The organism is Streptomyces halobius, from assembly GCF_023277745.1.
Lineage (GTDB): Bacteria > Actinomycetota > Actinomycetes > Streptomycetales > Streptomycetaceae > Streptomyces > Streptomyces halobius.
Genome location: NZ_CP086322.1, coordinates 8,806,978 through 8,830,843, shown reverse-complemented (window position 1 = coordinate 8,830,843; position 23,866 = coordinate 8,806,978). Strand labels below are relative to the sequence as shown.

The following is a 23,866-nucleotide window of genomic DNA, read 5'->3' as shown; positions in this document are numbered from 1 at the left end:
CTGTGGCGCAGAAACCCTCTCGCGCAAGGAAGTTCGAGCGAATCCACCGACAGGACAGAAACGTGTCCGACTACGGATGTATGGATGCGTGGCGGATAGCCCCAAGGTCGTACGGGAAGATGTGGTCCTCGTCCGGGACGTGATCCAGCGAACGGCTGACTTTGTCGAGCAGTAGTGACGTCACTTGTCGATGAGTTTGGGAGGCGCCCCGAACCACGGTCGGACGAGGTTGATGAGTTGGGGAGGCACCGGGCCTCTTGCCAGGGCAGCATCGGAATGCTCCTGGTGAAAGGTGCTGGTCATGCCGCAGATGTCGAAGATCGAGCGGTACGCGGCGATCCGGCGTGACCATCGCGGCGGCATGTCGATGCGGGAGCTTGAGCGCAAGTACGGCGTGTCGCTCTGGAGGCCCGCAAGGCTGCCAGGCCGATACCGAACCCGGCCACGGAGCAGGCCGGCTGGTTTCCGGCAAGCCGCCGACGCCGCCGACGCCGCGATCGACACGGCCTGCCGATGCTGCGGCTGCCTCGATCCGCAAGGAGTTCCCCGACATCGCCGAACGGCGCTGAAGGAGCAGATGAGCTACCGGGGCTCCCTCGCCGAACTGTGATGGCCGAGTGCGACGACCGGGCCCGCCGCCGCTCGGAGCGGCGGATCAAGGAGGACCCTCACCGATCCCCGTCGTACCTGACGGGCTCGACGCGGGCACGGCCGGCGCGCTCCCGATGGTGGCCCTGGGCGTGCTGCACGCCGGGCGGCTGGCGCACGGCGAGACCGTACTGGTTCACTCCGCCGCGGGCGCCATCGGCCACCTCGCCGTGCAGCTCGCGAAGCTCTCGGTGCGGGTACGGTCATCGCCATGGCCAGTACGGATGCCAAGCTGGACTTCGCCCGCCCCCAGGGCGCCGACCTCGGTGTCGACTACACCAGCGAGGACTGGCCGGAGCAGGTCCGCACGGCCGCGGCCGGCGGCGAGATCCTGCGCCGCAGCCTGGACGTACTGGCCCCGTACGGACGGCCGGTGACGTACGGAGCCGCGAGCGGCGAGCCCGGCAGCATCCCCGTCACCGACCACCTGTTCGCCCTGAGGTCCGTCGGGTTCTCCCTCATAGCCGCGCATGCGGTCGACGCCGAGCGCGCCGTGAAGGACCGACCTGGCTGAACTGGCACGGCACGACAGCTGCCCAGAAGGCCGGCTAACGCGCCGTCAACGGAACGAAATCTGGAGAGAACTGGATGATATTCGGGCTCCGGCCCTGAAATGAGGCCGGTACGAGTCTGAGTCCATTCGAGTCGAGTCCTGTCGACATCGAGCGTAACGACCGGATAGGCGCACGGCGTCCGTATCGCCGGTCACGTTGGTGAGGCGCCGAGGAAACCCGAACCCGCCTGTCACGTTTGGATGACTGGTGAGCTGAGTGGTGGCAGCACACTCGGATGGCCGTAGAATCCCGGCCATGGCACAGAAGATCATCACTATCTATATGGACGACCTCACGGGCGAAGAGTCCTCGGAGGTTGCCACCCACACCCTCTCGCTCGACGGTGTGACCTACGAGCTCGACCTGAGCCCGGACAGCTATGACCAGCTCTTGGAAGCCATGGCACCGTTCACGAGGGTGGGGCGCAAGACCGGGAAGGGGAAGAAGTCCGCTCGCAAGGGGGCTCCCGGCGGGGAGAACACCGCGGAAATCAGGGCTTGGGCAAAGGCACACGGTTACACCGTGAGCGACCGTGGCCGTGTACCGGCCGAGATTCGCGAGGCGTACGCCAAGGCCGGCAAGTAGGCCGAGTAGTCACGTACGCAATGAGCGAAGGGGCTGCCGGGATCATGGATACCGGCAGCCCCTCGGTACGCTGCGGGCAAAGCAAGAAGAGCGCCACGGGCCCCAGCCTCCACGAGGATCTACCGTAATCCGTGTGAGCAGTATGGAGCTGGTGCCCGCCCTTGCCCCTCTGGACAGCCTCCTCATCACCTTCCGGGATTTCTCATTCCCTCTGGGAAAAAGCCACGGCTATCGCCGAGTCGATATCCAGCGTTTCCGTCTCCTGCCCGGTGTGGCACCTGTTCCGCCGCCCGATATGCCCGACGAGAGGAACGTGCTCGCGGCTCTGATCGCGCATCCCGCGTTCCGGGATACCTATGACACGGTGACGGGATCGCCCCCGAGGGGACCTGGCACGGTCCGTGGTAGCTGGATCGCATCGCCCCGGCGAGGTGCCCGCTCTCCTTGTCGCCGCCGACGACTGACAGGACGGTGACGAGGACGACTGACAAGACGGTGGCGAAGACGACTGGCGAAGACGACTGAGGACGAGGAGATCGAGCACGTCACGGCCGGCAAACGGGCAAGCGGCTGGGCCCATTCGCCCAGCCGGCCACTTGCTGAACCGGATCCGGCGGACGCCGCTGCCCCCAACGCCGTAGTCCGGTTGGGGCTGGTCTGAACAGAAGGGGCGGGTCTTCCAGGTCGAGGGCCCGGCCGGTATCACCCCGGACGGTACGGCCGAGGCCGGCCGTGTCGACCGGGCCGTACCCCACCCGCTTCGCGGGCCCGTGCAACCATGGCAAGCCCGTCGGTGTTTCTGTGAGTGATGGACGAGACAGCCGAGCCACTCTGCGAACGCCTGGCGAGGGATCTGGACGACGGTTTCACGGAACTGGTCCGGGTCCACGCCTCAGCGGTCCATGCCTTCTTGCTCCGGGTGACGGGATCCGCCGCGGAAGCAGACGACCTGGGCCAGGAGACGTTCCTGCGCGCCTACACGGCACTGCAGGGGTACTCCGCGCAACGTCGCCGTGCGTTGCGTCCACGCGCCTGGCTGATGACGATCGCCGCGAACATATGGCGCAATCATGTGCGCACCTGCGTTCGCAGGCCCGTCGCGGCTGCGCGTGTGGAGGACTCCTGCGAGAGCTGGCCGGCCGAGGAGCCGGGGCCGCAGGAGCGCGCGGACACGGCCGCCGATCGGGCGCTGCTGGTCGCGGCGCTCGCGCGATTACCTGAGCCGGCCCGCGTCGCGGTGGTGCTGCGGCATGTGGTCGGGATGAGTTACGCCGAAGTGGCCGAGGTGCAGGGATGCCCGGTCGGTACGGCCAAGGCTCAGGTGTCGAGAGGGATCGGCACCCTGCGTCAATTGCTGGAACCGCAAGTCGCGATGCTGAGGGAGGTGACGATGTGAACCGAGGTGGGGAAAGGACCACGCAGCCGGACGGCGGCGTGGAGGCGGCCCTGGCGGGACTTGTGGGTCCCGCTCCGACGGACTTCGCGGCACGGGTGCTGCAGCGGGTGGGCGTCCCGAGGGACCGATACGACATGTATCTGCACCTCGACGCCCCCGCCGGCGGGCTGTACGTCGCGTACGGGGCGGAAGCCGTGACGGGAGCAGCGCTCGGCAGAACGCTGCCCGGCCCCGAGGCGTTCGAGGAAGCACACCTCGCCCGCACGGGCCGGAGCGCGATCCGTACGACGAGGCCCCTGCCGGGGCTGCGGACCGCCCTGCGCACCGGGCGTGCCAAGGGGCTGCGGATCGATCTGCCGGAGCTCACCGAAGTGGAGTGCACGGTGCTCGAAGCGGTACGCACCATTCCACGCGGTCAGTTGCGGCCGCTTGCCTGGGTGGCGCGGGAGGCCGCGCTCTCCGGGACCGCCGCTGTCACCGAGGCCCTTGAGGTCAATCCGGTGCCGCTGCTGATCCCATGTCATCGGGTCACCTTCGATGAGGGGGGTCCCTGCGACCTGCGGTACGGCCCCGTAGTCGGGGCGGTGCTGCGCGGTGCCGAGGGTATCGACGACGCGTTGGTGGGGCTGTCCCGCAGGGGGACGGTGTTTCTCGGCAGCGATACCACGCGTATCTACTGCCACCCGACCTGTGCCCACGCGCGCCGGATCACCCCGTCCCACCAGGTGCCGTTCCGCTCGGCGCGGGCCGCCCGCGAGGCGGGATACCGGGCCTGCAAGAGCTGCCGGCCGATAGCCGCGTGAGGCCCAGCGCGGGGTGATGCCCAGCACGGCGTCAGCCCCACCGCGCGCCGTGCTGGACACAGCTCCGTGCGAAACACAGCAACGCACAGAACACAGCTTCGTGCGGGACACAGCGGCATGCCGGAAGTCGCGAAGCAAGAGGCAGCCAGCCATGTCACCCAGCCGGGAGGAAGACGTCATGCAGAACGTCATTGAGACCAGAAGCCGCAGCGCGGCGAACGAAGTGATGGCCCCCGTTGTCGTCGCCGAGCACCACACCCTCCTCGGTCGCCTGGCGCTCGCCGCCACAGATGAAGCCCTGCTCTACTGCGGCTTCTTCCCGCCGGAGGCCGTACGGCAGCGGCTTGCGGCAGGAGGCCGGGAGTGTGTGGACGAGTCCTCGGCCGGCGCCGGCCGGCTGGGCGTGATACAGGAGGCACGCGGTCAGCTGGACGCCTTCCTCGCGGGGAAGCGGCGCTCGTTCTCCGTGCCGCTGGACACGGGCCTGGCCACACCATTCAGCAAGGAGGTGGTGCTGGCGGTCGCGGAGTACGTTCCGTACGGCGGTACGGCAACGTACGGGGAGCTGGCCGCGACGGTGCACCGCCCCGGGGCCGCACGGGCGGTTGGCAAGGCCCTGGGGGCGAACCCCTTATGTGTGGTGCTGCCCTGCCACCGCGTCGTCGGTGCCTCGGGTCGTCTGACGGGATACGCGGGCGGCGTCGCCGCCAAGCGATTCCTGCTCGATCTGGAATCCCAGGACTGACCCGATGGCGCGGCCGCTCACCCACCGAGTCCCAGCCGGACGGCGAATGCGATGAACACTGTCCCCACCACCGCCTCGACCACTCGCCCCATGCCGGCGCCGGCATGGGGCCGGCGCGCGGCCACCCAGCGGCGCAGCAGATGCACCGCGCCGCTCAGAAAAGCCAGCCACAGTGCCGCCAGCGACAGATGGACGGCGGCGAGCACCGCCATGGTGCGTGCCGGGGGATCCCCCGGTGGCACGAACTGCGGCAGGAACGCCAGCAGGAACAGCCCGACCTTGGGGTTGCTGCCGGTGCACAGCAGGCCCTGCAGCCAGCAGCGCCGCAGGGATGTCGGGGCCGGCTGCCGGGCATCCTGCCCCGGCTCCCGCGGCGACGGGCAGTCCGGGCGCAGCGCGGCCCGCAGGGCCCGTATGCCCCATAACAGCATGACCGCCGCACCACACCAGCGAACGGCGGTGAACAGCTCCGGCCGGCCGGCGAGCACGAGCGACACTCCGCTGATGGCAAGCGTCGCATGGAGAGCGCCCGCCGTCAGCATGCCCACCGCGGCGGCGAGCGCGGGAGTCCGCCGCCCGGTGCGCAGCACCAGCTGGGTGACCAGTGCCGCGTCCGGTCCAGGTGTCGTGATCACGAGAAGTGAACTGCCCAGGAAGAACCCGCTGATCATGGGTGCCTCCCGAGGCGCTCTCCGCCGGGTCTTCGCGGGCGCCGACCGCGGTGACCGGACATACGAAGTCCGTGTGCGCAGGCGAGCGTCTCCGGGCCGGGAGGGCTCATGCCGCGTCCGCCTCCGGATCCACCGTCAGCAGCGATTCGATCCGCCGGATCGCGGCGTGGTCGGCGTCGAGCTGCGCCGGGTCCTCATGGGCGAGTACCACGAACCCGAGGGACAGTGTGCCCAGCAGGTCCTTCGTCGGGGCGATGCGGTCGCCGTTGCGCACCGGCACCGCAGAGACATGGTGGCTCGTCACCTCCTTTATGTCATGGAGGACTTCGGCGTTCCGCACAATCCCGGACGACCGGCTGATCAGAAACACCACGCGCACTCGTCGGTGCAGCTCATAGCCGCTCGGCACCGGGCCCCGGCCGGTGAAGTACGCCACTGCCCGGTCGACTTGGCTGTCGCCGGTCGCGGTGCGGCAGAAGCGCGGGTGGCCGCCGCCGTGCGGGCGGGCGTTGACCTCGATCAGCCGCGGCCCGTCGGCGGTCATCATCACCTCGACATGTGCGGCGCCCCACCGGAAGCCGACCGCGTCCAGCACGCCCCGGGTGTAGCGAACGAGCTCCGGCACCTCGGGCCGGTCCTCGGGAACCCAGTCCATGGATTCGTACACCGCCATCTGTCCGCCGCTGTCGATCTTGCGATAGCGGCACACATCGGTGACGGTGTGCGTGCCCGAGTGGCTGAAGACGTCCACGACATACTCGGTGCCCGTCGCGTACTCCTGCACCAGCATCTGGTCGTTGGGGATCTGCCACTGGTTCAGTCGGCCGAGCTGGGCCTCGAACTCCTGGCGCCAGCCGCGCCCGCCGACGATCCGTGTCACCCCGTCCGTACTCGCGCTCTTCGGCGGCTTCACCACCAGGTCGTGGCCGGTCAGCCCTTCCCGTTCGAGCCAGGCGGCGACCTCGTCCGCGTCGTCGCAGCACAGCTGCCGCAGCACCGGCAGCCCGGCCGCCGCAACGGCCTGCGCCATGGCGTACTTGTGACGGCGGGCCGCCGCCAGAGCGGGAACGTTCGCCACCTCGGGGACGACCTGTGCCGCCAGCCGGTCGGCGAGTTCCACACCGATCTCGGCGCCCGGCAGGACGCAGCGCGGCCGCAGCTCCCGCAGTCGCTCCACCAGCGCGTCTTCCTTCCCGGTCCAGGTCAGGACCTCGTCGAAGTCCTCGGGACGGAAGGACCCGGCGTAGGCCGGGGGAATCTCCGGGTACGAGACGACGGCCATCACCGGGACTTCCGCCGCGCGGAAGGCCGGGGCATACAGGCCACCGGAGGAGAACGGGTCGACGATGACGGCGGGGCTGCCGGAAGGATACGGGGACACAGCAGGTTTCCTTGTCCGCTCGATGGGGTCTCGGTGTCATGTGGGTGTGCCCGGTCCCGGGTACGGGGGCGGTCTGCCGCGGCCGGGACCGCCGAAGTCCCGGCCGCGCTGCGAAGTCATCCCGCCAGGTCCACCGACAGCGGCCGGTGTCCGAAGCCGACCGTGGCGTCGGGCGTCCCGGGAAAGACCGCGGTGACGGTGTCACCGCTGCGCACAGCGGGGATCTCCTGTCGCAGCCGGGTCAGCGACGTCTTGCGCTCGTGCCACGGGCACACCAGCCGGTTGCGTTCGGGGGCCAGCGTGGCCAGGTGCAGCGGGCCACCGCGGTGCGGGCAGCGGGCCCGCATCACAAAGGCCCCCTCGTCGGTCCGCGCGTAGACATAGGGTTCGCCGGCCACCACCGCGCAGTTGTTCCGGCCGGCCACGGAGAACGTCACGACATGCACTTCTTGTAGTCCCCCACCGAGTGGATCTGATAGACGCACTCCTCGGACTCGATGATCGCGCCGTGCAGACGGTTGCGCTGGATGACGGTGCCCTCGCCCGCTTCGAGAATCTGGTGCGAGTCGAAGCCGGAGACGAACTTCATCGTCCCGGACACGATGTGGCACAGTTCGTCACCGTCGTGGCAGTGGGTGTTGGACAGTTCGCCGTACGGCTCGACGATATCGGCGACGGGGGCGGTCACCCGGCCGCTCTTGATGGCCTCCCACACAGGCGCGTGGAGCTTCTTGAACTCGGGGCCGTTGTCCATCCAGCCGATCTGCGTGGCGAAGTCCTCGTCGGCGAGGTCCTGGATGCGGCGGTACTCCTCGATGCCCCGGACGATCTCCGGAATGATCTCCTCGCCGTGCTCCTCGACGAGGGGGCGGATCAGCTTCTCCAGCGCCATCCGTCCGTGGTGCTGGTCGATGTGCACATGCTCGGTGAAGTACTGGGTGTCGACGCGGTCGCCGAAGACGTCCTTGAGCAGTGCGGTGGCCCGGCGGCAGAAGTCCACCAGTGTGGCCTCGGTGTAGTAGAGCGCGCCGACGTACCGGAAGAACAGTTCGTGGTTCTTGCCCAGGTAGTGGAAGTAGTTGTTCATCAGCAGGCTGCTGTTGAGGTAGTACTGCCAGTACCGGTGGACATCGGCCTGCAGGCCGACCGACTCCAGGGTGCGCTCGAAGAGCTTGCTGTGCTTGGTGTCGTGCACCCCGTAGCCGTACTCATCGATGATGATCTTGAACCATTCGGACTGGGCGGCACCGTAGTAGCCGAGCACGTTCCGGATCATCGGCGACGCCTCGGAGAGGAAGTCCGGGGCGAACTGGATGAGCCACATACGGGCCGCACGCTCACGGTCGGTGGAGTCGGCGATGGCCTGCTCGGCCAGGGAAGCCCCGGCGGGTTCGTGGGCGTTGAGCGATTCCAGATACGCCTCCAGGCTCTCGGCCGTCCAGTTCCCGGAAGTCTCCACCTCCCTGTCGAGGAAGCCGAAGGCATACCGTTCCAGCGCGGGCCGGATCATCTCGCCCAGCACCCGGTTGGTCGGGCTGTAGAACCGCTTGAAGTCCTCCCACGTGCCCTTCAGCCCCGACTTGGGCAGGAAGACCAGGTCGGCCTCGTACACCGTGGTAAGCAGTCGCTGCACGGCCAGGCTGCTGTAGTCGAGTAATTCGTCGCGTCCCGGGACACGGTCGAAGTCCAGGTGCGCGAGCACCTGCGGGCGCAGCTGGCGCCGATAGGGGTTGTCGCTGTTCTCCCACTCCTCGTTGTCGAGATAGAGGGGGTTGCTCGCATAGCGCACGACCGCGTCGCGCAGCTCCTTGCCGTGCAGTTCGTACGGTTCGTAGGGGAACGGAGTGTGGCTCATCTGATCAAGTCGGCCTTCCTGTGAGATGGGTACGGATGCTCAGCGCGCGGAGAGGCTGTAGTCGGTCCAGTGCAGTTCCACGTCCAGCTCGTCGCCCGGGGTGACCGGGACGGGCTTGTCGAACGGGATCAGCGCCTGCATCCAGTGGGACCCGACGTTGTCGGGAGAGTTGCGCAGTACGACTCCGGAGCCGAGGTCGAGTTCGAACCAGGCGACCAGCGCGTGTGCCGGTCCCGCGGCGGTGGCCGGCAGGCGTACCGCCCGGCTTCCGGCCTCCAGCGGACCGTCGAGCAGATCGAAGTCCAGCAGCTCGACGGGGCCGGAGAGGATGTCGTGCGGCCAGGTGTGCAGCCGTACGGGGAAGTGCCCGCGGGTCGACGCCACGTTCATCAGCGACACATCGAAACCGCCGGCGTTTCCTACCCGGTTGAGCCCGTTGGTCACCTCGCTCTGGATGAGCTGGCCGTACAGCCGCGCCGCACCGGGGATCAGGACCCCGCCCGGGGCGAGCAGATGCTCCCGGGCGTGACGCATCGTGGGCAGCAGGCCCTCGCCGATCAGCCCGCAGTCGACGACCTCGGAGATGAGGACATCGACCGGGCGCTCCAGGTCGATGCCCATCGCCAGATGGGTGGAGCGTTTGTTGACCACGGTGATGACGTCGGACATCCCGTGCCGGTCGATGATCTGGCGGGCGATCTCGACGAGCAGCGGGTTCTCCTCGCAGGTGACGACCCGTCCGGCGCCTGCCCGCGCCGCGGCCATGGCCAGCAGACCGGTGCCGGTGCCGATGTCCAGGACGTGGGCACCGGCCGGGATCCGGCGCTCCAGCGCCACGATGAGGGCGTCATTGCGTTCGGTGTCGTTGAGCATCGCGAAGTGCCAGCGCGGGATCGAACGGGTGGCGATCTCGGCGAAGGCCGCGGTGTGGGGGGCGAGCTTCTCCCGGGGCTGGGCCATGGTGTCGAGCGTGGCGGTCACCAGCCGGTTCAGCTCCTGCGCCTGTGACTGCAACGAGGCGAGCGCGAGACGCAGTCCCGGAGACCCGTCGACGTCGGGCGTGGTGAATTCCTCGTCCCGGAATTCTTTACTCCCGTTGGTCAGGGAGTTAGCGGAAATACTCATGACAGTGTGTGCACGCTCCTCCGGAAGGAATTCCCGAAATAACGGGGTTGTGTCCTGCCCATGGGGGCAAAGCGGGTCGTTCTTCGCTCAGGACAGCATCCGTCACAGGGGCTGGGCAAGGGGCAACAGGACTGGCTTTCCGAGTGTGTTCCTACTGCGGTACTTGGAGATTCCTTCAAGAAACTGGCAGGGATTTGACCCACACTTTCCGCAAGTCAACACCTGAGCAGCCGTAAAAGAAGAGAATCGCCATCGGATTCTGCGCAGGCATCATCCCGGCGCGGCACCATGGTCGTCGAACCGGGAAACGAGCAGGCGCCTACTCCGTACAGAACGCTCGGAACGGCCCAAGAGTTGGGTGCTGCCCGGTTGTCAGTCGGTCCGGCTCGTGGCGACCGTATGGGCCGCCAGGGCCAGGAGGGAGAGCGTGGTGTGCCGGTACCAGGCGGTCCAGGTGCGGATCTCGTGCCGGTCGAGACCGGTGTGCAGCCGGGCGGTGTCCACGTAGCGCCGCGCCTGGTGGCGGGCCAGCGCAGCGGTCACCATGGCACCGGATCGGGTGTCCCGAGGGGCGTGCACCAGATAGCACTCGGTCCGTGGCGCGTCGGGCCGGCGGTGCAGCAACAGGAAGCGGGCGAAGCCGTCACCGGGAGGCGCCGCCGGTCCCCAATGCGGTGCGCTTGGTGCCATCACCCGGGTCCATCTGCCGGGAACGGTTCCGGGGTCGCCCGGGGCACCGGGGGACGGCCACCAGCGCTGCCTCGGCAGGGCGGCAGCGACCGAGGCCGCGTCGAGACGTCCGGCGGGCACGGCGAGGACGTAGCCGATACCTTTCTGCTCAAGCCAGCCGCGCAGTTCCTCGTCCTGGCCGTAGTCCTGTCCGCCGCACACCCACTGGAACGGTACGGACGACGCCTCGGCGCGCTCGATCATCATCCGGGCCAGCTCGGCCTTGGTCCGGTACGCGAGGCGCTCCTCGGGGACGCCGGCCTTGACGCAGCGTTGCGGATCGTCGGTCCAGGACTCCGGCAGATGCAGCTCACGGTCGATCAGGGCCTGGCCGCGCGGGGAGATATAGGCGGTCATGACGGCGGTCTGGCAGTTCTCGACGCGCCGGGTGAGCTCGGTGTACTGCCGGGCCGCGGCGACCGTCTTCCCGCCTTTCTTCAAAGCGTCGCTCTGCCCGAGGACCAGCATCGCCCCGGGGTGCCCCAGGTATGCGGAGAGGTAGCCGCGGACCGTTTCCTGAACGGCGTCGGCATCCCATCGGGCCCGTGTCAGCAGGCGCTGCATCCGCCAGGGCGAAGCGTCCCCCACCCGCTGAGCCAGCTGCCAGGTGTTGCTGCGCCCGCCGACGGCGAGCAGGCCCAGGGCATACTGCATCGCCTGAGCACGTGGTTCGGGGCGGGCGAAAAGCGGACCGATCAGCTCTCCCAACTCGTTGAGAGCAGCGGCCAGTTGACTTTCCCCGGCAGCTGGGACCCGCTGGCCGGCAGTGACGGATGGGCACCGGGAACCGGCTGGGGACGGTGGGTCCGGCAGCGGAACGTCGGCGACCCCTGGGGGCGCGGGTTTCCGCATGGTCGCCGCGGCCGCTATCGCGTTCGGTATCGCAACGGCCGTCGGCCTGGTGGCGCACTGGGTGACGATCACTAGAGCTCCTCCGTTGGGCATGCGACGGTACGGCCGCACGCCCGCTCTGGCGCGGTACGTGCTTGCTTGCAGAGGGGATGAATGCACTCACGGAGCAGCGCGAAAAGGGTCAGATCATTCCGGTGTTGTGAGCGTGTAGACAAATCCGCCCGAAGCCGGTCCGCTCTGACCTAGGCCCGTTGTGAACCCCCGCTACTTCCAATGGTCCGGTCTGCGGCGAGAAACAGACCACTGGGTCAGTCTATTTCTTGATCGCCCGAAGCTCCCCCGTGCATTTACCGGACTGCCCCCCAGAGAACCTCAGGTGTCGGAGAGTCAGCAACTAAAAGGTAGTCAAAAGGAAACTAAAGCGAGCCCCAAGTCCATGATGCTTCAGCGATCAACCAGTGGTTGATACTCCCTGGTGGGAGCGGTGTGGACGAAACTCTACGGGACAAGACCGGAATCGATCACGGAAAAGCACCTGCCCGTTGGTTTGACTCGAACGGTGCTCCTGAAACGCGTCGTCCGCAACCTTCTGGGGCGCTGCGGTGTTCCAGAGGACAGGGCGGAGAATTGACGCCAGAGTGCGACGAAAGGGGGCGGGGGATCCGACCTCTGTGGACTTCGCCGAAAACCCTGATCACTTGACCGTGGCGATCATTGGAGGCGCGGAATGATTTCAGCCATGCATCGCGGACCTTCCGAGCGGGAGTCGGACGGCGCGCTCAGGAAGAGGTATGGCCCCCTGGAGGCCGGGAGCCGTCCAGGGGGCCCGGATCACGCTGTCCCAGGGAGCAGCTCGCTACTCCTCGGTGTCAGCAGCTCAGGTCGACTGACGGCCCGCCAGGGCGCCTTCGACGTCGTATCCATAGAGCCAGTCCGGCCCGTCCGGTGCGAGGGCACCCATCCTCGCGTCGCGCTCGCGCTGCGCCTCGCCGTCCGGCAGATGGAACGCCGTGCTGTTGCCTCGCGAACGCTCCTGCACCTCGGTGGTCCGGGGCCGGCGCATCGACTCATAGCGCTCCAGGGCCGCGGGAAGCGTGCGCGACCCGGCGTCCCGCAGACAGCCCGCAAGAGCCACCGCGTCCTCGACGGCCTGATTGGCGCCCTGGCCGAGGAACGGCAGCATCGGGTGCGCCGAATCACCGAGGAGCGTGATGCGGCCGGTGCTCCATCGCTCCACCGGTGCCCGGTCGTGCAGCGCCCACAGACTCACCTTGTCCGCCGCGCCGATGACCGACGTGACATCCGCGCACCATCGCTCGTACGCCGCGATCACATCCTCGACCCGGCCTCGGCGCGACCACGACTCGTCCGTGGAGCCGGAGGTGGGCACCGTCGCCACGAAATTGACCAGCCGTCCCCCCGACACCGGATAGCACACGAAGTGCCGTCCCGGCCCCAGCCACAGCAGCACCCTGGGCTCCGCCACCAGCTCGGGCACCCGCCGGCCGTCCACCAGCCCCCGGTAGACGGACTGGCCGAAGGCGCGCGGCCGGTCGGCCACCAGCGACTGGCGCAGCACGGAGTGGATGCCGTCGGCCCCGACGGCGACATCCGCCGCGGCCTCCGTGCCGTCCGCGAACCGCAGTACCACCCCCTCCGGCCCCTCCCGGAAGTCGACGCACCTGGCGTCCAGCCGGATCGTGCCCGCCGGCAGCGCCTCGACCAACACCCGATGCAGATCGGCGCGGTGCAGCGCGTAGTAAGGGGCGCCGTACCGCTGCTCACAGTGCGCTCCCAGCAGCCCACGGCTGATCACCGAACTGTCCGCCCAGCGGCGGAACTCCATGCCCACCGGCTCCACGGCCAATGATCGCAGCGGAGGCTCCAGGCCGAGACGATGCAGCAGCCTGGTCGCGCTCGGCGCCAACTGTATGCCCGCTCCCACCTCACCCAGCTGTGGGGCCTGTTCGTACACCTGGCACGCCAGCCCGGCGCGGTGCAGCGCGAGCGCGAGCGTCAGCCCCGCGAGCCCTCCTCCGACCACAGCGATACGCGGCGGCATGTCATTCCTCATCGGCTTCTCCTCCACAGGCACGCTGCCCCTCAGGACACGGACACCCGCAGAACACCGAAGACGCCAACGGAGTTGCCTGTTCCGGGAAATTGACCTCCGCCCGACCGGCGAAGTACCGCTGTAGCCCTCAACTTCTTCTCCGTTCGGCAAGGGAGCCCCGAGGATGTTGCCCAGGACGCCGCGCGGACATAAGAATCTGTACCCGGCCGGAACGTACACGGGCTGAAGCCGGAGCACTCAGAAAGTCATCACCCCGGAATGTTCCGGCCCGTTTCCCATGAGTTCGTCATTCCCGGGTCCTTATCAATCCGCAGTTCCGACTGACGGTTCCCGTATCACCCGTGCTTACGGAGGGTGTTGTGCCCCTACTACCTCTGAGCGGAAAATCGCTGCGCCTGACCCGGCTCTCAAGGCCCGGCGACGGAAACTTTCTCATCGTTCCCATGGACCATTCCGTGGCCGACGGCCCCATCTCCGACGCCACCGGTTTCAGCCGGATCGTCGGTGACGTGGTGGCCGCCGGTGCCGATGCCATCGTGGTGCACAAAGGGCGGGCCCGTTCCCTCGAACCGGGCCTGCTGCAGGGCGCCGCCCTGATCGTTCACCTCAGCGCCAGCACTCCGCACGCTCCCGACGGCGATGCGAAGGTCGTCGTCGGCGGCGTCGAGGAAGCGGTGCGTGCCGGGGCGGACGCGGTCAGCGTGCACGTCAACGTCGGCTCGGACACCGAGAAACGGCAGCTCGCCGACCTCGGCGCCATCGCGGCCGACTGTGACCGATGGGGTATGCCGCTGCTGGCGATGATGTACGCACGGGGACCCCGCATCCAGGATCCGCGTGACCCCGCGCTCCTCGCGCATGTGGTGAGCATCGCCGTCGACCTCGGCGCCGACGTGGTGAAAACCGTCGCGCCGGACTCCGCGGAGGACATGGCGGGCATCGTCGCCAAGACTCCGGTCCCGGTCGTCGTGGCCGGAGGTCCCGGCGGCGGCCGCGACCTCTCCGACTTCGCACGTTTCGCGATGCACGCCGGCTGCCGAGGACTCGCCGTCGGCCGCCAGGTGTTCCACAACCCCGATCCGGCGGCGGCGGTCCGCACCCTCACCGCCGCCGTCCACGGCCCACGGCCGGAAACCGCCCCGAAGACAACCTCCCTACCCGAACTGGCAGGTGCGATGTGAAGTTCGCCTGGATTGACATACGCTCCGTCTCCGCGGATCAGCGTGCGGCACTCGTCGAGGCGGCGGTGCATGCCCGCATCGACGGCATCGTCGACGACGGACCGGAGATCCTGGCCACCCTCCCCCCGACCGTGCGCAAGGTGCTGGCCGCCCCGACGCCCGGCCACGGGACCGCCGAGGGCTGGGACGGCTACGACGTACTGCTCACCGAGGTCACGGACGACGACGGCCTCGCCGTGCTGCAGGGCCGGGCCCTCGAAGGACAGGACTCGGTCGCCGCCCATGTCCCGGTCACCGATGACAGTTCGCTGACGCTGGCGTGCTCCGCCGCCCGCGCCCTGCCCTACACCGCGGTCACCTTCAAGGATCCCACCAAGATCCCTCTGGAGATCGTGATCGCCGCGGCCGACAAGGCCCCCGGGCAGCTGATCTGCCGGGCGGACTCGCTGGAGGAAGCGAAGATCATCCTGGATGTGCTGGAAAAGGGCTCGGAGGGCATCCTGCTCGCACCGAAGTCCGTGGCCGAAGTGCTGGAACTGGCCGAACTCCTGCAGACCGACACCCCGCCGCTGACGCTTACTCAGCTGACCGTGGAATCCATCGAACACAGCGGCCTCGGCGACCGGGTGTGCGTCGACACCTGCAGCTATCTGCACAAGGACGAAGGCATCCTGGTGGGCTCGTACTCACACGGGTTCATCCTGTGCTCCAGCGAGACCCACCCCCTGCCCTACATGCCGACCCGCCCGTTCCGCGTCAATGCCGGCGCTCTGCAGTCCTACGTCCTCGGCACCGACAACCGCACCAACTACCTGAGCGAACTCGGCGCCGGCGACACCGCCTTGGCCGTCAGCACCACCGGACGCACCCGCCGAGTCGTTGTCGGACGCGTCAAGCTCGAGTCCCGCCCGCTGCTCACCATCAAGACCCGGGCAGACGACGGCACCCTCGTGAGCCTCGCCGTCCAGGACGACTGGCATGTGCGGGTCCTCGGCCCCGGGGACGCGGTGCGCAATGTCACCGAACTCACACAGGGCGACCAGCTCATGGGCTATCTCGCGACCGATCAGCGCCATGTCGGCTGGCCGGTGGGCGAGTTCTGCGTCGAGAAATAGCGGCCAGCGCCGGCTCGGGTGCCCCGTACGGGCCGCACCCCAGGCTCGGCCCGTAGGCGGGCGCCCGAGCCGGCAGCGCCAAGTGGAGGGATGTCGCACCATGGATGAACTCGCCTATCAGCCGGCCACCCGCCTCGCCGGATTGATCCGCCGCCGGGAGCTGTCCCCGGTCGAACTGGTCACGGCCTGCCTCGACCGCATCGAGCGCCGTAACCCCACCGTCAACGCTTTTGTCACCGTCTGCGCCGAGGAAGCCCTGGACGCCGCCCGGCGCGCCGAGCGCGAGGTGCTCACGGGCGCCCCGCTGCCTCCGCTGCACGGTCTGCCCATAGGCGTGAAGGACCTCGACCCGGTGGCGGGCATCCGCACCACCCAGGCGTCCTACGCCTTCGAGAACGAAGTGCCCAAGGCCAGCGGAGTGAGCGCCGAACGCCTGCTGCGGGCCGGCGCCATCGTCGTCGGCAAAACGAACACTCCGGAGTTCGGCCACAAGGCCATCACCGACAACTTCCTGTTCGGGCCCACCAGCACGCCCTTCGATCTGACCGCCAACGCGGGCGGTTCGTCGGGCGGCAGCGCCGCCGCTGTCGCCGAAGGACTGGTGCCCTTCGCCCAGGGATCGGACGCGGGCGGCTCACTGCGCGTCCCGGGCTCCCTGTGCGGGGTGTTCGCCCTGATGGGGACCTTCGGCCGGGTACCCACCGTGGTACGGCCCAACGCGTTCGGGCTGCTCAACCCCATGGTGTGCTACGGCCCGCTCGCCCGCACCGTGGCAGACGGTGTGCTGATGTTCGAGGTGCTGGCCGGCCCGCATGCCCGGGACCCCTACTCGCTTCCCGAGGCGCCCGAGCGCCTCACGGACGCCCTGCGGCGTCCGCTCACCGGTATGCGTGTGGCCTACTCCCCCGACCTCGGCGGCTTCCCCGTCGAGCCCGACGTGGCCGCGGTCGTACGCGAATCGCTCGGAGCGCTCATCGACGACGGTGCCGAAGTCGTCGAGGTCGACGTCAAACTGCCACGCCCTCACCAGGAGTTCACGGCACTGTGGCGGCGCCTCCAGGCGGTCCGCCAGGTCGAGTTCATCACCCGTATGCGGCGCGCCGGGGTGGATGTCCTCGCGCACCGCGAGCGGATGGCCCCCACCTACCTGGAACTCCTGGAGATGGGCGCCCGCCCTTCGGCAGTCGACTACCGCCTTGAGGACGTCCTGCGGACCGAACTCCTCGACTCCCTTGAGGACGTCTTCGACGAGTACGACCTCATCGTGAGCCCGGTGACCTCGGTGGCACGGATCGCCAATGGCCCCGACCGCACCACCGTGGGCCCCTCCGAGGTCGCGGGACAGCGCGTCAACCCGCTCGTCGGATGGTGTCTGACCGGCCTCTACAACTTCATCGGCAGCCCCGCCGCCACGGTCCCCGCCGGCTACACCCCGGCTGGGCTCCCGGTGGGCCTGCAGGTCGCCGCCCGGCGTTTCGACGAACCGCAGGTCGTCGCCGCCTGCGCCGCCATGGAACGCCGCCGGCCCTGGCAGGAGGGCTACCAGCGGCTGGAGCTCAGGCGCGAGCGGGAAGGCTGAGCCACGGTGTTTCTCAACTCCCGTCGGGACGCCGTTTGGTGGGGTTCCGGGCTGCTCGCCCGGAACCCGTCCGACGCCCCATGGGCCACCGCCCACCGCACGCTCACCTACGGGCAACTCCGCTCCCAGGTCGCGTCGTTGCGACACACCCTCCGGTCGTACGGCATCGGGGAGGGCCATACCGTCGCGTTACAGGGCGCCCGCAGCTTCACGCAGATGTGGGCGCTCCTCGCCCTGTGGTCGTGCGGCGCCCAGGTGATGCTCATGGGGCCCGGCCTGCGCGGCCGCGAGCTGGGCACGCTCCTCGACCGCTGCCGGCCTCAGTACCATCTCTCCTTCGACGCCCCGGGCTGGGCCGCGGGCACCTTCCACGACGAGTGCGAGGTCCTGGTGCGCCGTCTGGTCGGCGGCCGCCCGGCGGAAACCCCGTACTGCCTGGTTCAGTTCACCTCCGGCAGCACCGGTGTGGCCAAGGCCATCGGCCGCACCGCCGAGTCCCTCACCACCGAACTCGGCCGGTTCCGTGCGATCGGCGGCATGCCCCGCAGGGGTGAGCGGACGCTGCTGCTCACACCGCCCGAGCACTCCTTCGGGCTGATCGGCGGTCTGCTGCACGCCATGAACACCGGTGCCGTCCCGGTCTTCGCCCGGGACAGCGGCGCCCGGTCGGTGCTGGACACCTGCCGAGCCCACGATGTCGCCGCCGTCCTCGGGACGCCCGCGCACTTCGCCGCCCTCGCCGCCCAGGACGATGCACCGCCACTGCCGCGGCTGAGGGTGGCCCTGTCCGCCGGGGATGCGCTGGACCCCCGGGTCCGTGGGCGCTTCGCCGAACTCTTCGGAGTACGGATCGGACAGGCCTACGGAACCACCGAGACGGGCGTCATCGCGGTCGACGCGACCGGAGAACACGGGCCCGGCACGGTCGGAGTGCCGGCGCCCGGCGTCCAGGTCCGGGTGGTCTCCGGGGAACTCCAGGTACGGCTGCCCGGATCCCCCTATCTCGCGCCGGAGGAACCTCCCGCGCGTTTCCTCGCGGACGGGGGACGCCTGCCGGGCGGCTGGCTGTGCACACGTGACCTCGTCGAGGTCGATCCGGCCGACGGGGCGCTGCGGCTGCTCGGCCGGCTCGATCCGCTGGCCGACCGGCGGGGTCTGACCGCCGGTAGCGCCCAGCGGCAGCTCGCCGAGCGCACGGTCGTCCGGCAGCTCGGCAGGGACGGCTCGGTCCCCGTCTGAGGCGCGTGCCGGGCTGGCGGTCAGCCCGGCATGCAACCCATCCAGGCCGGGCGGTGTTCCCCATGTGAAATCCGCTGATCCGGACGATCCACTGGACCGGACGCTTGGCAGCACAGCGATCCCCGTCCATACCTCACCCGAGCTGGAGGACCCCGTGACCGAGGCAACGACAACGCAGGGGAAGGAGGACGGGCCGGAGCGCCCCCAACGCGTCCTTCATGTGCCCGCCGGAGAGGGCCCCACCGTCTGGGTCGACGGCGACACCTACACCGTCAAGGCGAGCCATGAGAACACCGGCGGTTCCCTGGCCTTCCTGGAGGCATCCGTGCCTCCGGGCTGTGGTCCGGCCGCGCATGTGCACAAAGCTGAGGACGAGGCGTACTACCTGCTCTCCGGTGAGCTCGAAGTGCTGGACGCGGGACGTACTTTCACCGCCCGTCAGGGTGACTTCGTCTTCATACCGCGCGGGGTCACCCACCGGTTCAAGAACACCGGCCTGCATGTGGCGAAGATGGTCTTTCTGTTCACCCCCGCCGGGTTCGACAAGTTCTTCCTCGAAGCCGGAGATCCGGCCAGGCCCGGCGAACACCCACAGCCCTGGCCCGCGGAACACTTCGGGCGGATAGCGGAGATCGGCTCGCGCTACGGCTGGGAGCCGGGAGACGAACCCGCCGGCTGACCCGTCCGACCGGCAGCCACGACGGCCTGACTCCGCACCTCAACGGCAGCCCCGCCTGCCGCGCCCACGCGAGGAGCACGCGGCCACCGAACGCCATGACAGCACGGAAGGTAACGATGGAAGAGACCGCGGCGGCGCAACCGCCGGAAGTCGACAACCCCCCGATCGCAGAGCGGCCACCCGAAGGGAGTGAACCGGCGCAGACGCGTCTGCTGCCCCTCGGCTCGACGCTGGCTCTCGGCGCCGTCATCGCCCTGCTCAGCACGACGATCGTGTCGGTGGGCATGGGGCGGCTCGCCGAAGTGTTCTCGGTGTCCCTGTCCACCGTGCAGTGGGTCAGCACCGCCTATCTGCTGGCGATCGCCGTCGCCATCCCGATCGCCGGCTGGGCGATGGACCGGTTCGGGGAAAAGGCCCTCTGGCAGGCGTCCCTCGTCGTCTACCTCATCGGCTGTGTCCTGGCCGCCGTCGCCACCTCCGCCGGCGCCCTGATCGGCTCCCGCGTCGTCCAGGGCATCGGCGGCGCCATGTTCGAGCCGATCATGCTCACGATGCTGGCCCGCGCTGCCGGCCCGAAACGCGCCACCACGGTGCTGAGCCTCATCCAGATTCCCATCACCCTCGCCCCGGTCTTCGGCCCCATGATCGGCGGCGTGCTCATGGACAGCCTGGACTGGCGGTGGCTGTTCTGGTTCAACGTGCCGCTGGGCGTGCTGTGCGCGGTGATGGCGCATCGCATCCTGCCCGCAGACCCGCCCCGCGAACAGCGTGCCGCCTCCCGGCTCGATGTGACCGGGCTCGCCCTGTTGCCCGCCGCCCTCGCCGGACTGCTGCTCGGCTTCTCCCAGCTGGCCACCGGCGGGGGGATCGGCTCCCCGGTCGTCCTGGTGTCGTTCGGCGTCGGCACGGTCCTGCTCATCGCCTACGTGGTGCACGCCCTGCGGATGCGCGGCGTGCCCCTCATCGATGTGCGGCTGTTCGCCACCGGCCGGTTCACCGCCGCCGCCCTCGGCGCATTCCTGTTCGGTGCCTCGGTCTACGGCGTGATGTTCCTGCTGCCGCTCTTCTTCCAGCAGGCCGGCGGTTTTGACGCATGGACCTCCGGCCTGCTGCTCGCCCCGCAGGGCGTCGGCACCGTACTGATCCTGCCCGTGGTGGGACGCCTCGTCGCGCGGTTCGGCCCACGTGCCGTCGTCCTCGCCGGCATGGCCATCGCAGCGGTCAGCACACTCGCGTACACCCAGCTCGACCCCGCCGACGACACCGGCCTGCTCGTTGTCGCACTGCTGATACGCGGTGTCGGCCTGGGCACCACCCTCGCCCCGGCGCTCTCCACGGGATTCACCAGCATCGCCCCGGAGAACACCGGCCGGGCCAGCAGCGCTCTGATCGCCTCCATCCAGCTGGGGGGCTCCGTCGGCACCGCCCTGCTCGCCGTCGTCGTCCAGCAGCAGCTCACCGACCGCCTGGGCCCCACCGGTGCCTCCGCATCGGTCATATCCGCACCCCAGCTGGCCGGGCCGATCACCGAGGCGTTCGGCGGGGCCTTCTGGTGGACGTTGGGGCTGTGCGTGGCCGGTGCGGCCGTCGCCCTGTTCCTGCCACGCGCCGAGCGGGCCAGCACCCCGGCAGAAACCTGATCCGGCGCGGCACCACCGACGACGGAGCCTGCGTCGTCCGCCGGGGACCAGCGCGCCACTCAGCACTGCCCATACCAGTCAGCACGCACAAGCACCACTCCGCACTGCCCAAGCACCACTTGGCAGTGCCCCACACCACTCAGCACCGAAGCCTGAGAAACACCATCGAGATACCTGTGAGAGGACACATCACGTGACGGACACGCTCAGCGGCAAGGTCGCCCTGGTCACCGGAGCATCCCGTGGCATCGGGGCGGCGATCGCACAGCGCTTGGCGGCCGATGGCGCCGCGGTGGCACTGACCTACTCCCACTCCAAGGACCGCGCCGAGGAGGTCGCCGCCGGCATCCGCACCGCAGGCGGACGGGCGACGGTCGTCCAGGCCGACAGCGGCAAGGACGAGGACATCGCGGCGGCCGTCGACGAGACGGTACGGTCCTTGGGCGGCCTGGACATCCTGGTGAACAATGCCGGCGGGGGCACGTTCGGCCCCGTGGAAGAGCTGCCCATCGACAACATCGACACGATGATCAACGTGAACATCCGTGGCGTGGTCGTCGGTATCCGGGAGGCGCTCAGGCATCTTCCGGAGGGCGGCCGCATCATCACGATCGGCAGCATCAACGCCGACCGGATCCCCTTCCCCGGCGGTTCCGTCTACGGCATGACCAAGGCGGCGGTAGCGGGGCTGACCCGTGGCCTGGCCCGTGAACTGGGCCCTCGCGGCATCACCGTCAACAACATCCAGCCAGGCCCGACGGACACGGACGCCAATCCTGCGGACGGCCCCATGGCCAGCAGCATGCTCGGCTGGATGGCATTGGACCGGTTCGGCAGGGCCGATGAGATAGCCGCGATGGTCTCCTATCTCGCCGGTCCCGACGCCGCGTTCGTCACGGGTGCGAGCTTGGACATCGACGGCGGCTTCGGCGCCTGAGCCAAGGCGTCACACCCTCGGACGTCGCCGCCCGGCTGTCGTCTCGCCCGGGGCAATCGGTACTGGGCGAGACGACAGCACGGCGCGGCCCGGTCCAGGGGCCTGGTTACGGCAATCGCACCGACTGCCGGTGATTGAAGTGGTCGCACGGGTCCCACTTCGCCTTGACGTCCTGCAGACGCGGATAGTTGTCCCCGAAGTACAGGGTGTACCAGGGCACTCCGGATGCGTTGTGCCGGGGGTCGTTGAGGTCGATGTCGGCGTAGTTGATGTAACAGCCGTCGGTGGTGTCGTCGAGGACGGGCACGCCCCCGGTTTCCTGGTATACGTCCTCGTAGAAGTTCCGGAGCCACGAGATGTTGGCACTGTCGTCGGCCGGATCATTCCAGTACGTCTGGTACAGCAGCTTGAAACGTGAATCACGGTGAACGCTCGCGGTTTCCCACGGCTTCACGCTGTTCACCGCGCAGCCGAAGGAACTCAACTGCACCATGGCGCGGGGGTTTTCCAGGTCGGTGTGAGCCAAGTGTTCATACAGCGCGTCGATCTGGTTGCCCGTCATGGCTCGCTTGTTGTAGGCGGACTTGTAGTCGGCGCGCAGCGTTGGATCGACCAGGGTGTTGTTGGTGGTGCCGAAGTACCGCGTGGCCTGCATCCACGGCATCCGCTGCGGTTTGTGACACTGCGGCATCGGTTTGAGCTCGCCCATGGTGTTGGTCACCGGGCCGTGCTCGATATCGACGCCCTCGGTGACCGCGGCGATATAGAGTTCCAGGAGCTTCTCCGCATTCGGAGCCGTGGCATCCATCTGGGACACCAGCCCTATCTGGCCGTTCGACTTGTGATTGAGGAGCAGCGAACTCATCAGCCCGCTGTAGGAACTGCCGGGCAGGGCGTTCTCGTCCGCCATGTGCCAGGCCACGTAATTCCGGGTGAGCCTGGCGAACGCCTCCTTGGTCATATCCTCCCAGGGCCAGGCGAGGGCGCTGATCAGCACCTCGCTCGGAGGCTTGATGAGAGCCTGTTCCGGCCTGCGGCCCGTGGCTTGCGGGGAGCGGAACCAATACCGGGTAACCGCCCCGAAGTTGCCCCCGCCGGCCCCGGTGTGGGCCCACCACAATTCCCGGTTGGGGTCGAACTTCTCGCGTGTGGCGATCACTGTGCGGGCCTTGCCGTGGGCGTCGACCACGACGACCTCGACCGCATAGAGGTGATCGACGATCAGTCCGTGCTGCCGGGCGAGCATGCCCCATCCGCCACCGCTGACATGGCCGCCCACCCCGACCGAGTAGCACATGCCGCCGGGGACGGTGACGCCCCACACCTTGTAGAGCCGCTCGTAGACGTCCAGCAGCGTCGCACCGGCCTCCACGGCGAACGCGGAGAACCGCTCGTCGTAGTAGACCGATGTCATCTCCGACATGTCGAGCACTAACTGGGTGTCGGCATTGAAGACGAAGTCTTCATAGCAGTGCCCACCGCCGCGGATCGTCAGTTTCTTGCCGTCCCGGACCGCCTCTTGCACCACGGCTCGGACCTGGCGAGTGGAGTCGACCAACCGCACCGACTCCGGACGCCCGACCCAGCGCTGGTTCATACCGCGCACCAGATCCGCGTAACGGGGGTCGGCCGGCGCGATCTCCGTCGCGCGGAACTCGGCCGCGGGAGCTCTCTCGGGCCTATGCCCCTTCGGCTTCCCGCCCCGTACCTGATTCTCTTGATCGTTCGTCATGGCTGTTGTCGAGCCCTTCCTCAGTGAATTGCCCCGGATCTACTCGATCCCCGTGAGACGGGAATCCCTGTTCTGCCCGACCGCAAAGCAGCAGCGGACGGATTGGCACGTACGCCACCAGGGCCGAAGGTCCAACCGTTGCGCGATCAATGTCATATCGCAAACAGACAGAGCGCAAAGAGGCGTAGAGAGCGCATGGAGCGCCAAAGAATCGCCAAAGAACAGATCTCCCCCCGGATCCTGGACACCCACGGCATAGGGCACTCCGGCCCCGTGCGAACAGGAGTCACCGCGATAATGAAACGGGAGGCGCCGGATTTCAAGCCGGTAGCGGATATTGCCACAT

Annotated in this window: 21 protein-coding genes; 13 read left to right on the top strand and 8 right to left on the bottom strand. The window is 68.6% G+C overall.

What is annotated here, in order from left to right; translation table 11 throughout:
- The first annotated feature begins 310 nt into the window (after nucleotides 1–310).
- From K9S39_RS40090 to K9S39_RS40065, 6 genes are all read left to right on the top strand, one after another.
- A complete protein-coding gene (locus K9S39_RS40090; protein ID WP_248868198.1) occupies nucleotides 311–610 on the top strand; it encodes a hypothetical protein in 300 nt (99 codons plus the stop codon).
- Between the two features lie 249 nt (nucleotides 611–859).
- The gene (locus K9S39_RS40085) at nucleotides 860–1,162 is read left to right on the top strand and encodes an MDR/zinc-dependent alcohol dehydrogenase-like family protein (protein ID WP_248868197.1); all 303 of its coding nucleotides are present in this window, start codon (nucleotides 860–862) and stop codon (nucleotides 1,160–1,162) included.
- Nucleotides 1,163–1,457: 295 nt separating this feature from the next.
- On the top strand, nucleotides 1,458–1,787 hold the full coding sequence (locus tag K9S39_RS40080; RefSeq protein ID WP_248868196.1) for a histone-like nucleoid-structuring protein Lsr2: 330 nt from the start codon (nucleotides 1,458–1,460) through the stop codon (nucleotides 1,785–1,787).
- 808 nt (nucleotides 1,788–2,595) lie between these two features.
- Nucleotides 2,596–3,183 carry an RNA polymerase sigma factor gene (locus K9S39_RS40075; RefSeq protein WP_248868195.1) on the top strand — a complete coding sequence of 196 codons (588 nt, stop codon included), beginning with the start codon at nucleotides 2,596–2,598 and terminating at the stop codon, nucleotides 3,181–3,183.
- Nucleotides 3,180–3,986 carry an MGMT family protein gene (locus K9S39_RS40070; protein WP_248868194.1) on the top strand — a complete coding sequence of 269 codons (807 nt, stop codon included), beginning with the start codon at nucleotides 3,180–3,182 and terminating at the stop codon, nucleotides 3,984–3,986. Before K9S39_RS40075 ends, K9S39_RS40070 begins: the two co-directional genes overlap by 4 nt.
- A 178-nt stretch (nucleotides 3,987–4,164) precedes the next feature.
- Complete coding sequence (locus K9S39_RS40065) at nucleotides 4,165–4,731, top strand: methylated-DNA--[protein]-cysteine S-methyltransferase (protein WP_248868193.1); 567 nt, start codon at nucleotides 4,165–4,167, stop codon at nucleotides 4,729–4,731.
- Between the two features lie 17 nt (nucleotides 4,732–4,748).
- Here the strand turns inward: K9S39_RS40065 and K9S39_RS40060 are convergent, their stop codons facing one another.
- The 7 genes from K9S39_RS40060 to K9S39_RS40030 all read right to left on the bottom strand — a co-directional run bounded on the left by K9S39_RS40060 (nucleotide 4,749) and on the right by K9S39_RS40030 (nucleotide 13,418).
- Entirely contained in the window at nucleotides 4,749–5,402 is a 654-nt protein-coding gene (locus tag K9S39_RS40060; RefSeq protein ID WP_248868192.1) for a LysE family translocator, read from the bottom strand.
- Between the two features lie 106 nt (nucleotides 5,403–5,508).
- Complete coding sequence (locus K9S39_RS40055) at nucleotides 5,509–6,783, bottom strand: ATP-grasp domain-containing protein (RefSeq protein ID WP_248868191.1); 1,275 nt, start codon at nucleotides 6,781–6,783, stop codon at nucleotides 5,509–5,511.
- Nucleotides 6,784–6,899: 116 nt separating this feature from the next.
- Nucleotides 6,900–7,220, bottom strand: a complete 321-nt coding sequence (locus K9S39_RS40050) for a Rieske 2Fe-2S domain-containing protein (RefSeq protein ID WP_248868190.1) — start codon at nucleotides 7,218–7,220, stop codon at nucleotides 6,900–6,902.
- Nucleotides 7,217–8,638, bottom strand: coding sequence for an iron-containing redox enzyme family protein (locus K9S39_RS40045; RefSeq protein WP_248868189.1), 1,422 nt, complete (start codon nucleotides 8,636–8,638; stop codon nucleotides 7,217–7,219). Before K9S39_RS40045 ends, K9S39_RS40050 begins: the two co-directional genes overlap by 4 nt.
- 39 nt (nucleotides 8,639–8,677) lie before the next feature.
- On the bottom strand, nucleotides 8,678–9,763 hold the full coding sequence (locus K9S39_RS40040; protein WP_248868188.1) for a 50S ribosomal protein L11 methyltransferase: 1,086 nt from the start codon (nucleotides 9,761–9,763) through the stop codon (nucleotides 8,678–8,680).
- A gap of 372 nt (nucleotides 9,764–10,135) precedes the next feature.
- Nucleotides 10,136–11,200, bottom strand: a complete 1,065-nt coding sequence (locus tag K9S39_RS40035) for an IS701 family transposase (protein ID WP_454896263.1) — start codon at nucleotides 11,198–11,200, stop codon at nucleotides 10,136–10,138.
- 1,021 nt (nucleotides 11,201–12,221) lie between these two features.
- Nucleotides 12,222–13,418, bottom strand: coding sequence for an FAD-dependent monooxygenase (locus K9S39_RS40030; protein ID WP_248868186.1), 1,197 nt, complete (start codon nucleotides 13,416–13,418; stop codon nucleotides 12,222–12,224).
- Between the two features lie 341 nt (nucleotides 13,419–13,759).
- Here K9S39_RS40030 and K9S39_RS40025 point away from each other — a divergent pair, with 341 nt between their 5' ends.
- The 7 genes from K9S39_RS40025 (at nucleotide 13,760) to K9S39_RS39995 (ending at nucleotide 21,788) form a co-directional block, all read left to right on the top strand.
- On the top strand, nucleotides 13,760–14,599 hold the full coding sequence (locus tag K9S39_RS40025) for a 2-amino-3,7-dideoxy-D-threo-hept-6-ulosonate synthase (protein WP_319949621.1): 840 nt from the start codon (nucleotides 13,760–13,762) through the stop codon (nucleotides 14,597–14,599).
- On the top strand, nucleotides 14,596–15,714 hold the full coding sequence (locus K9S39_RS40020; RefSeq protein ID WP_248868185.1) for a 3-dehydroquinate synthase II family protein: 1,119 nt from the start codon (nucleotides 14,596–14,598) through the stop codon (nucleotides 15,712–15,714). The genes K9S39_RS40025 and K9S39_RS40020 overlap by 4 nt, the downstream gene beginning before the upstream one ends.
- A 100-nt stretch (nucleotides 15,715–15,814) precedes the next feature.
- Nucleotides 15,815–17,293: an amidase gene (locus K9S39_RS40015; protein ID WP_248868184.1), complete on the top strand. Its 1,479-nt coding sequence runs from the start codon at nucleotides 15,815–15,817 to the stop codon at nucleotides 17,291–17,293.
- 6 nt (nucleotides 17,294–17,299) lie between these two features.
- Nucleotides 17,300–18,532: a class I adenylate-forming enzyme family protein gene (locus K9S39_RS40010; protein WP_248868183.1), complete on the top strand. Its 1,233-nt coding sequence runs from the start codon at nucleotides 17,300–17,302 to the stop codon at nucleotides 18,530–18,532.
- A gap of 154 nt (nucleotides 18,533–18,686) precedes the next feature.
- Nucleotides 18,687–19,211: a cupin domain-containing protein gene (locus K9S39_RS40005; protein WP_248868182.1), complete on the top strand. Its 525-nt coding sequence runs from the start codon at nucleotides 18,687–18,689 to the stop codon at nucleotides 19,209–19,211.
- 116 nt (nucleotides 19,212–19,327) lie between these two features.
- Nucleotides 19,328–20,851: an MDR family MFS transporter gene (locus tag K9S39_RS40000; RefSeq protein ID WP_248868181.1), complete on the top strand. Its 1,524-nt coding sequence runs from the start codon at nucleotides 19,328–19,330 to the stop codon at nucleotides 20,849–20,851.
- Between the two features lie 193 nt (nucleotides 20,852–21,044).
- Complete coding sequence (locus K9S39_RS39995; RefSeq protein WP_248868180.1) at nucleotides 21,045–21,788, top strand: SDR family oxidoreductase; 744 nt, start codon at nucleotides 21,045–21,047, stop codon at nucleotides 21,786–21,788.
- Nucleotides 21,789–21,894: 106 nt separating this feature from the next.
- Here K9S39_RS39995 and K9S39_RS39990 read toward each other — a convergent pair whose 3' ends face one another.
- Nucleotides 21,895–23,520, bottom strand: coding sequence for an FAD-dependent oxidoreductase (locus K9S39_RS39990; RefSeq protein WP_248868179.1), 1,626 nt, complete (start codon nucleotides 23,518–23,520; stop codon nucleotides 21,895–21,897).
- Between the last annotated feature and the right edge of the window lie 346 nt (nucleotides 23,521–23,866).

Coding starts and splice junctions, on each gene's coding strand:
- K9S39_RS40090 (WP_248868198.1), top strand. CDS start 311: ATGTCGAAGATCGAGCGGTACGCGGCGATCCGGCGTGACCATCGCGGC.
- K9S39_RS40085 (WP_248868197.1), top strand. CDS start 860: ATGGCCAGTACGGATGCCAAGCTGGACTTCGCCCGCCCCCAGGGCGCC.
- K9S39_RS40030 (WP_248868186.1), bottom strand. CDS start 13,418: ATGAGGAATGACATGCCGCCGCGTATCGCTGTGGTCGGAGGAGGGCTC.
- K9S39_RS40040 (WP_248868188.1), bottom strand. CDS start 9,763: ATGAGTATTTCCGCTAACTCCCTGACCAACGGGAGTAAAGAATTCCGG.
- K9S39_RS40075 (WP_248868195.1), top strand. CDS start 2,596: ATGGACGAGACAGCCGAGCCACTCTGCGAACGCCTGGCGAGGGATCTG.
- K9S39_RS40065 (WP_248868193.1), top strand. CDS start 4,165: ATGCAGAACGTCATTGAGACCAGAAGCCGCAGCGCGGCGAACGAAGTG.
- K9S39_RS40015 (WP_248868184.1), top strand. CDS start 15,815: ATGGATGAACTCGCCTATCAGCCGGCCACCCGCCTCGCCGGATTGATC.
- K9S39_RS39990 (WP_248868179.1), bottom strand. CDS start 23,520: ATGACGAACGATCAAGAGAATCAGGTACGGGGCGGGAAGCCGAAGGGG.
- K9S39_RS40000 (WP_248868181.1), top strand. CDS start 19,328: ATGGAAGAGACCGCGGCGGCGCAACCGCCGGAAGTCGACAACCCCCCG.
- K9S39_RS40060 (WP_248868192.1), bottom strand. CDS start 5,402: ATGATCAGCGGGTTCTTCCTGGGCAGTTCACTTCTCGTGATCACGACA.
- K9S39_RS40045 (WP_248868189.1), bottom strand. CDS start 8,638: ATGAGCCACACTCCGTTCCCCTACGAACCGTACGAACTGCACGGCAAG.
- K9S39_RS40080 (WP_248868196.1), top strand. CDS start 1,458: ATGGCACAGAAGATCATCACTATCTATATGGACGACCTCACGGGCGAA.